Origin of the sequence: Streptomyces sp. NPDC046759, from assembly GCF_040645475.1 — a bacterium.
GTDB lineage: Bacteria > Actinomycetota > Actinomycetes > Streptomycetales > Streptomycetaceae > Streptomyces.
Map to the genome: position 1 here is coordinate 262,803 of NZ_JBEYYJ010000008.1, position 8,810 is coordinate 271,612.

The following is an 8,810-nucleotide window of genomic DNA, read 5'->3' on the forward strand; positions in this document are numbered from 1 at the left end:
CCAGGCAATTCCCGCGCTGTCGTGGGCACCGCCTCGGATCCGCCAATCAGTTGCTCCGCAGGCTTTCTCGGTACGCCCCCGGAGTGATCCCATACCGCTTCTTGAACGCTCGGTTGAAGACGGCCGCGTCGTGGAAGCCCCACCGTGCCCCGATGCACTGGACACTCTCGCCTGCCGTACGAACGTCCGCCAGCTCTGCCCGGGACCGCCGCAACCGCTCCTCCCGGATGAAGGCGGCGACGGTGGCGTCCTCATGGCGCTGGAAGAGCGAGTGCAGATGGCGCACCGAGATGTGGTGCGCTGCGGCTATCCCGGCAGGCGACAGTCCGCTGTCAGCGAGGTTGCTGAGGATGAACCTCTTCACCGCCCGTACAAGAACGGCCTGCTGCGTCTCGGCCGGTAGCTTCTCCGGTGCTCCCACCGCATCCGCCAGGCAAGCGGCGGCCAGGTCCAAGGCAGCCGGTGCCACGCACGCCTTGTGTGCTTCCGTCAGGACGGCTGCCTGGTCCATCAGTCCTCGCAGGAACACGGCCAGCAACGCCGCCGGACCGCTGTCCGATGACATGCGCCGCGCGGTGAGGTCCCGTAACCGCTGCTCTCGGATGGGCAGCGCACACCGCGGCAGATGCAGCAGAATCGTCCGTGACAGACCGTCGGCCACGTCGGAGAGAGAATCGAACGGGCGGGAGGTGTCGTACAGCACAAGGTCGCCGGTGCGCAGTGACGTGCCTCGGCGCCCTTGCTCCAGGGCCAGCGCTCCCCCGCTGATGTAGGCCAGCATCCACAGCTCCGGGTCGCTCTGCCGGATGAGGCGGTCGGTGCGCACCGACCGCAACGCCGGGAACTCGAGCGCCGTGACCTGGACCTGTCCCAACCGCATCATTCTCACGGACGCTGGAAAGTCGTTGCTCCGCCGCCTGGTGATCCGTGTCGGTACGAGGTCCTCAGCGGTGCACGCACACCACCAGTCGAATCGATCGGCGACCGGCAAGTCCGTGCTGCGCATCTCGATCACGATCGCCCCCGGTCGCTCCAGCAAGCTCCAGCCCCGCCATCAGCACCGGAGTAGCAGGATGCCGCATAGGGTGACAAGTCGCTCCGCCGTCAACCGGCCACCGGCCCACCGGCCCACCGGCCCACCGGCCGCGAGCTTCCAGGTGTCCGAGCCGTGAGCATGCGCGGAAAGTCAACGATTTCTGCGCTGGCAGTCAATGACTTTCAAATGCCCGAATGACGAGGATATGACCCGTCGACCAAGCAGACGCGAGGACGCGGTCCCGCAGCTCGGAGGGGCCAGCGGGACCCGCCTCGCTCAACCGCCACGTGCAGGGGGAACTCACATGGCATTCACCACGACCCGCAAGCTCATCGGCATCGGCATCGCCTCACTCGCCCTTCTGAGCAGCGCCGCCAGCGGTGTCGCCGTCGCCGTCGGCGACAATACGCCGAGCAGGGCAGGCAGTTCGGCCAAGCCCGCGATCAAGGCGGCCGCGGATTGTCCGAGCGGATGGTTCTGCGTGTGGTCCGGCCGGAACTACACGGGTCGGATGCAGAAAGTCCAGTACGACAACAGCGACCTGACGCAGTACTCCGTCTTCAACGGCCACGTGCTGTCGTACTACAACCACGGCCAGAGCTGTGACGTGACCATCTACAGCGGGAAGAACTACGCCGGAGACTCCTACACCGTCGAGCGCGGCGCCAAGGGCACAGCGCCCAGCGGCAGGAGCGCCATCGCGATTCGCTCCGACAAGTGGGTCAACTGCCGCTGACACGATCAGACGGCGCGACGATACCGCCGGGCGGACCCACGGTCATCGCAGTGGGAGTGGCCCATCGGGCATGGACGGGAGCGCACCACCACTCGAGCACACCGACGATGACCGTGGCCACGGGGGGGCGGCCTCGGCGCCCAGCAAAAGCCCGCGCGGGCAGCACGACGGACAGTGGCCCTCCGCCTGCGGGTGGGGGGCCTCCTGTCCCTGGCCGGCGAGGACGTCGCGTCACGCTTGGCTCAGCAGCGGCAGTGCGCCGAAACGGTCCACCTGATCTTGGGCCGGGGGTTCCGTCCGCAGGCCGTGCCGAGACCCCGTCGTACGACAGCCGGAGCCCTGTGTCCCGCCGGCAGGTCCACGGCCCGCAGGCGTCGGCTCGCAGGAGGTGCCGAACAGGAACTGGCCGCTCGCCGGACCCTTTGGGCAGGCTCGTCCCCCGCGCCCGCGGGGATTTATTGCGACAACCGGTTGCGCAGGTAGCGGCGGCCGAGAGATGCCCGCCGGGACTGTCCGGCGTCAGCCGGTCGACTGCCGGCCAGCGGTGATTCCGGTGAGGATGAGGTCTATGCCGGCGAGGAACTCCGCTCTGTCGTCGTGGTTGCGCAGTTGGTCGGCGACGTTACGAGTGAACGGGTACTGGTCGGGGTCGAGCTCTGTCCATGCGGTCGCCACGGCGTCGAGGAACTCGGTCCGGTCCGTGTTCGGCTGGAGCGTCCGGGTGTTGGCGGCGTTCTGGCCCGCCACGCCGAGGACGTAGCTCATCAGCGCGGACGCTGCGGTGAACTGGGCGGCTTCGGGCACTCGGAGCGCCTGGACGTGGCGTCCGATGCGTTCGAAGATCCGCAGCATCGGCGACTGCCCCGGTGTCCGGGCGAGCTGCGTGCCGACCCATGGGTGGGCGTCGATCGCATCGAACACGCCGAGCGCGAGGGCGCGGATCGCTTCCTGCGGCGTCGCGTCGCTGTCGCCGCCCGGGATGGTGGCGACGACAGCGTCGGTGGCGGCAGCCAGCAGTTCCGCTTTGCCCGTGACATGCCAGTAGATCGCGCCTGGGCCGGTCGCCAGGCGCTCGGACAGTGCACGGAACGTGAGACCGCCTTCGCCCACCGTGTCGAGGAGTTCGACGGCGGCGCCGACGATGCGCTCCCGGGAGAGCGGTTCCTGCCGTCGGTCCGCACGACGTGTGCTGGGTGCCATTCCCCGATCCTAGGACGGCTTGGAACATCGTTCCACCTTGACAAGGCATGGAACGCCGTTCCAGGCTGGTGATGGAACGGCGTTCCAGAGCCCCGCCGGGCGCCTGCCCGGCCGTCCGCCCAGCGGTCGCCACCGTTCCGCCATCAGGAAGGAAGCACATGACCACTCCCGTCACGATCATCGGCGCCGGACTCGGTGGACTGACGCTTGCGCGTGTCCTCCACGTCCACGGGATCCCGGCGACGGTCTACGAGGCGGAAACGTCGCCGACGTCTCGCACCCAGGGCGGCCTGCTCGACATCCACGACCACAACGGGCAGCTCGCGCTCAAGGCGGCCGGACTGTTCGACGAGTTCCTCGACATCATCCACAAGGGCGCCGAGGCGACGCGGGTGCTCGACAAGGACGGAACGGTCCTGCTGGACGAGCCCGACGACGGGACCGGCGGGCGTCCCGAGGTGCCCCGTGGGGCCCTCCGACGGATCCTGCTCGACTCGCTGCCCGCCGACACGATCCAGTGGGGCCGCAAGGTCACCTCGTGCCGGCCCCTCGGTGGCGGCCGGCACGAGGTGTCGTTCGCGGACGGGGTGACCGTGACGACCAGCCTGCTGGTCGGCGCGGACGGAGCATGGTCGCGGGTCCGTCCGCTGCTGTCCGACGCAAAGCCCGAGTACGTCGGAACGTCCTTGATCGAGACCTATCTGTTCGACAGCGACACCCGCCACCCGGCCAGCGCCCAGGCCGTAGGCAAGGGCTCACTGTTCGCCCTCGCCCCCGGCAAGGGGATCTCCGCCCACCGTGAGCCGGACGGCGTCCTGCACACGTACGTGACGCTGAACAAACCGCAGGAGTGGACGGACGGCATCGACTTCACCGACGTCGGCACGGCCACGGCCCGCGTCGCCGCGGAGTTCCACGGCTGGGCCCCGGCGCTCACCGCCCTGATCACGGACGGCGAGACCGCCCCGGTCCTGCGCACCGTCCATGCCCTGCCGATCGAACACCGCTGGAACCGCGCACCCGGCGTGACGTTGCTCGGTGACGCCGCCCACCTGATGTGTCCCTCCGGCGAGGGAGCCAATCTGGCCATGTACGACGGCGCCGAACTCGGCAACGCCCTCGCTGCGCACCCTGACGACATCGAGGCTGCACTCACCCTCTACGAGGAGGCCTTGTTCCCCCGCAGCGCCGCCGCTGCCGACGAGGCGTACCGCATCCACACGTTGTGCCTCGACGGCAACGCCCCGCACAGCCTCGTGGCCTTCTTCACCGGCCACGGGCAGGCCGGGTGAGCCACCCGGGGTCACTCGCTGAACGGTGCATGCCGCTCTACCTGACCGATCTGCAACCTCATGGTGGAATCGGCTCGTGTTGCGGAGACGCCGCGCATGTCTTGCCTATCGATGCAGCGTGGGGAATGCTTTCTCGGCCACATGGAGGTGGCATGTGCATGGCAACCCACAGCTACGGGAGGTCCCTCAGGCATGTACCTTCTGGCACGGCACAGCCGACCCGCCCCTCACACGCTCCGGCCGTCCGCAGGCACGATCTCCGTGCTCGGTGGACTCGTCATGACCCTGAGTCTGTTCGCCGCCTCGGTGCCGGCGTCGGCCTTCGACCTGCCCTGGTGGCCGGGGCCGTCGACGCCGGCGTTCAACAGTCTCACCGGCGCGAGCAACCCGGATTGGATGGGCCGGCTCCCCGACTCGACAGGTCTGGGACGGATGTCGATCCCCGGGACCCACGACACCATGGCCGTCCACGGCGCGCTCGCACCGTGGTACTACCAAACCCAGGAGAACCACGGGGACAGCGGGGACACCCTGACCGCGCAGCTGAATGCGGGCATCCGCTCCATCGACATCCGCGTCCGCATCGTCAACGACGACACCGCGTTCGCCATCCACCACACGAACGTCTACCAGAACGCCAACCTCGACGACGTCCTCACCAAGGCGCGGGCCTTCCTCACCGCCCATCCGGGCGAGACCGTGCTCATGAGCCTGCACGGCGAGTGCGACGGCGACACCACTGAGGGTGGTACCGGCGGCCCGCAGATCGGTAAGTGCGTCGACGACCCACCCGACGCCACGAGCGCCGACCGCATCCGCATCTTCGACAGCTACCTGGCGCGCTACCCGGGCCTGTTCTACGCGCCCACGGTGACCGGCACCAGCACGGCCGACACCCCCACCCTGGGCCAAGTGCGCGGCCATGTCGTGCTCACCGGCTTCAGCGGCCCCAGGGGGCAGGTGTACGACGGGTTCGGGCTCTCCCAGTGGCTTTCCACCCCCTTCATCCCGTGGACCGAGTGCAACCTGGACACCAGGTGGTCGCTGGTCACGGCGAGCCTTCAGCAGATCGCGGCCGATACGACCAACATCCTCGGAGGCACCGGGCTCTCCGCCAGCTGTCCGCCCTTCGGCGCCACCTACACCCAAGTGGCCAACGGTTACGGCGGCAAACAGGGCATGAACCAGCGACTGCTCGACCACCTGCACACGAACCCGGGTCACACCGGCGTCATCGGCATGGACTGGCCGGGCGGCCGGCTCATCGATGCCGTCATCGCCCACAACACCACCGGCACCGCTGCTGTGCCGTGACCGAGCCTCTTGCTTCCTGGAGGGATCGCCGCTCCGCCTCACGCGTCAGCACCCGGACACGGCTGTCCATCCGCTGCGTCTCCCCCCTCGGTCCGGTGGCCGTTCCCACCAGCCCGGGAGAGCCATGCCTGGTGACGCGCTGCGTAGACGGTCGCGCTCATCCGCGCCGTCACCGGGCCGCTGCCGAGGCGGTCCGTCATCGCCTCCGTGACGGCGGCCTCGAGGGCCCGCGCGTCTTCGCGGGCCGCCACGGCGGCGCTCACCGGCGTGCCGGTGAGGAACCCGGTGGCGACGGAGGCGGCCGACTCCGCAACACCTCCCAGCGTGACCTTCTCGGCGGTGGCCAGGGTCAGTCCGGCGCCCGCCAGGTCCGCGGCGACCACGGCCGGACAGACACTAGCCCCGTGGCAGGTCCGACGGCGGGCCGCCGCAGCCACCGCTGCTGCGTGTCGGCGCCGCCGCCCGCTCACACCGGCGGGGCAGCCTTCGCGGCGGCGGCCGGTGTCCGGCCGTGGTCCCGATGCCGAAGCCGGCCTCGTACTGGGCATGAGGGTGGCCACTGCCGAGGTGGGCGAGCGAGCAGGACCCGCCGGCCCGGACTCAGGTGCCGTCCGCGGGTGTCGAGCTCCTCGCGGTGCCGATGGAGCCTACTGAGCAGGAAGCGTTCACCAGTCTGTCCACCCAACTGGCCAGCGGGGTCCGCCGGGTTGCGCATACGTCCGCATGCCTCCACCCACCGAACCCGCCCAGCTCCATCACGCTCTACGAGTGTTCGGTGAGCAACTGCGCAAGGTGGTCGGCGAATTCAGTGAGCCAGTCCAGCCGTGGTCCGCTGCGGGCGATGCGGAAACCGTGGCGGCGACCCCAGAGCGCGGCCTGGACGGCATGGAACTGGGCCCACCGTCGCACGCGTTCACGGTCGAGTTCCGCGGCCTCGGTGAAGACGTCCACGACGCGATGGACAGCCTTTCCCACGTCATCCGATCCGAGGAGCGTCAGCGCCCGGGACTTCAGCAGTGTGCCGCCGTCGTAGGCGGGATCTCCCACGTACCCCTTGGGGTCGACGGCCAGCCATGGCTCGCGGTCGGCACGCAGGATGTTCCGGGCGTGGAGGTCACCATGGACGAGGGTGTCCGGCTGGGCCCGGCCCAGCTCCCGGACGGTCGCCACGGCGGCATCGAGCACCTGACGCGACAGCGCATGCGTCAGCTCCTCAGCGCTGTTGCGCAGTTGCTCCTCCCAGGCGTCCGCTTGCTCACGCAGCCGGGGCAGACCGGGCGGTGCGGGGATGGCCAGGCGGCGACTGAGCCGCCCGGCGATCGTCACCACCTCGTCGTCGTCCTCGACCTCCGCAAGGGTCGACGGCTGAACCCGCTCCAGCAGCATCGCGAACCGCTCGTCGTCGCGCTCATGCAGCAGGACGGCTCCGCGTCCGCCCCACGCGACGAACGCATCCGGCTCATGGACGTTGCCGGGATGCGGAAACGACACCTTCAGCACGGCGCTCCCCTCAGCCCGCCGCCGTACCGGCACGATGACGCCGACGCCCCCGTGCATGACCTCGCCGTCCGGCACACACTCCCAGCGCCCCAGCAAGTCGTCCACGATCCCGGGCAACTCGGCGAGCCACGCCGCTCCGGCCTCCCCCTCGCGGTCGACGGTGCTCTGTACGAACTCCTCTGGCATCGTGATCATCCCGGCACCCTACGCGTCGGCCCGCCGCAACCAGCAAGACACAGCCGGGCGTTGCCGTCGCGCCCGGCGACCGCGTACCACGAATATCGCTCCACTCCCCCAGCGCTTTGAGGGTGTCCTCGGCGCATCCGGGGCCAGCTCATCCATGTGCAGGGCCGCAGTGAGCGACAGGAAAGACGGTCCAGGGTTGCATCGGCGAGATGTCAGCATGCCGCCTGTGCGCCACCGCGAGCCGTGGGGCACAGGCGTGGCAGGCGCCCGGCGCGACGTGTACTCACCCGGGGGCTCTCGCGGCGCGGGCGGCTCGACGACGTTCCCTTTGGTCTGTTTGGTCCGTCTTCTGATCGTTGGTGAGGGCGTGGCGGACCTGGTGGAGCGTCTGGTGCCGGATGAGTTGTGGATGCTGTCTCGGCGGGTGGTGCCGCCGGCTGAGATCCGACGTCCGCGAGGTGGTGGCCGATGGCGGGCCGGTGATCGGGAGATCCTGGCGCGATCATCTTCGTGGCCACGTCGGGGTGCACCTGACGGCAGCTTCCGACGGAATTCCGTCCCTGAAATTTCCATGGACGGTTTCGGCGGCGGATTCACGTCTCGTATATCGCGCCGGCGGAGCTGTCCGGTACGGCACGGCAGGACGACGGAACCCGCCACGGTCGTGTGGCGGGTTCCGTCGTCGAGGCCGGTCGGCACGGGTGCCGGTTCAGCCTCCCGGCCCGGGGCGTGACTGCTACTGGTTGACGTTGGTCTGATTGACCTTGCCGCCGCCCTGGTTGACGTTGGCCTGGTTGACCTTGCCGCCGCCCTGGTTGACGTTGGCCTGGTTGACCTTGCCGCCGCCCTGGTTGACGTTGGCCTGGTTGACCTTGCCGCCACCCTGGTTCACGTTCACCTGCTTGACCTTGCCCTTCTTGGCCTTCTTGCCCTTCTTGACCTTGCCGCCCTGGTGGACGTTGGCCTGGTTGACCTTGCCGCCACCCTGGTTGACGTTGGCCTGATCGGCCCCGCCGCCACCCTGGTTGACGTTCGCCTGGTTGGCGCCGTCGCCGCCCTGGTTCACGTTGGTCTGGTTGATGTTGTTGGTCTGGTTGACATTGGTCTGGTTGATGTTGGCCTGGTTGACCTTGCCGTCGCCCTGGTTGACGTTCGCCTGGTTGACCTTGCCGTCGCCCTGGTTGACGTTGGCCTGGTTGGCGTCGCCCCCGCCCTGGTTCACGTTGGCCTGGTTGGTCTTGCCGTCGCCGGCCTGGTTGACGTTGGCCTGGTTGGCGTCGCCCGCGCCCTGGTTGACGTTGGCCTGGTTGGCGTCGCCGCCGCCCTGGTCCACGTTGGCCTGATCGGCGCCGCCGCCGCCCTGGTCCACGTTCGCCTGATCGGCGCCGCCCCCGCCCTGGTCCACGTTCGCCTGATCAGCGCCGCCGCCCTGGTCCACGTTCGCCTGGTCCGCGTCCCGTACCACGCTCGGCGCGGCCTTGACCGTCTGAGGAGCGGCTTGAGCGCCGGCGACTCCGGCCGTACCGGCGAGAACCGCAGCGACGAA

General features: G+C 69.2%; 8 protein-coding genes and 1 pseudogene. 4 read left to right on the plus strand and 5 right to left on the minus strand.

Translation table 11 applies throughout. From position 1 onward, the window contains the following. Positions 1 to 46 precede the first annotated feature (46 nt). Positions 47 to 1,006, minus strand: coding sequence for a helix-turn-helix domain-containing protein (locus ABZ919_RS14260; protein ID WP_361247057.1), 960 nt, complete (start codon positions 1,004 to 1,006; stop codon positions 47 to 49). A gap of 334 nt (positions 1,007 to 1,340) precedes the next feature. Here ABZ919_RS14260 and ABZ919_RS14265 point away from each other — a divergent pair, with 334 nt between their 5' ends. Beyond that, positions 1,341 to 1,772 (plus strand): peptidase inhibitor family I36 protein, encoded by a 432-nt coding sequence (locus ABZ919_RS14265; protein WP_361247060.1) that lies wholly within the window; start codon positions 1,341 to 1,343, stop codon positions 1,770 to 1,772. A gap of 519 nt (positions 1,773 to 2,291) precedes the next feature. Here the strand turns inward: ABZ919_RS14265 and ABZ919_RS14270 are convergent. Beyond that, positions 2,292 to 2,972, minus strand: coding sequence for a TetR/AcrR family transcriptional regulator C-terminal domain-containing protein (locus ABZ919_RS14270; protein ID WP_361247063.1), 681 nt, complete (start codon positions 2,970 to 2,972; stop codon positions 2,292 to 2,294). Positions 2,973 to 3,130: 158 nt separating this feature from the next. Here ABZ919_RS14270 and ABZ919_RS14275 point away from each other — a divergent pair, with 158 nt between their 5' ends. Continuing rightward, on the plus strand, positions 3,131 to 4,264 hold the full coding sequence (locus ABZ919_RS14275) for an NAD(P)/FAD-dependent oxidoreductase (RefSeq protein WP_361247066.1): 1,134 nt from the start codon (positions 3,131 to 3,133) through the stop codon (positions 4,262 to 4,264). Between the two features lie 279 nt (positions 4,265 to 4,543). Next, on the plus strand, positions 4,544 to 5,578 hold the full coding sequence (locus ABZ919_RS14280; protein ID WP_361247068.1) for a phosphatidylinositol-specific phospholipase C domain-containing protein: 1,035 nt from the start codon (positions 4,544 to 4,546) through the stop codon (positions 5,576 to 5,578). A gap of 38 nt (positions 5,579 to 5,616) precedes the next feature. On the opposite strand, the gene ABZ919_RS14285 is transcribed toward ABZ919_RS14280, so the two are convergent. Both ABZ919_RS14285 and ABZ919_RS14290 read right to left on the minus strand, forming a co-directional pair. Further along, a complete protein-coding gene (locus ABZ919_RS14285) occupies positions 5,617 to 5,961 on the minus strand; it encodes a hypothetical protein (RefSeq protein WP_361247071.1) in 345 nt (114 codons plus the stop codon). 379 nt (positions 5,962 to 6,340) lie between these two features. Continuing rightward, positions 6,341 to 7,273 carry an aminoglycoside phosphotransferase family protein gene (locus ABZ919_RS14290; RefSeq protein ID WP_361247073.1) on the minus strand — a complete coding sequence of 311 codons (933 nt, stop codon included), beginning with the start codon at positions 7,271 to 7,273 and terminating at the stop codon, positions 6,341 to 6,343. A gap of 400 nt (positions 7,274 to 7,673) precedes the next feature. On the opposite strand from ABZ919_RS14290, the pseudogene ABZ919_RS14295 reads away from it, so the two are divergent. After that, a pseudogene (locus ABZ919_RS14295) lies at positions 7,674 to 7,795 on the plus strand (IS5/IS1182 family transposase); the annotation flags it as partial. Positions 7,796 to 8,000: 205 nt separating this feature from the next. Here ABZ919_RS14295 and ABZ919_RS14300 read toward each other — a convergent pair. Then, positions 8,001 to 8,810, minus strand: an 810-nt coding sequence (locus ABZ919_RS14300; protein WP_361247076.1) for a hypothetical protein, incomplete at its 5' end; no start/stop codon positions are given.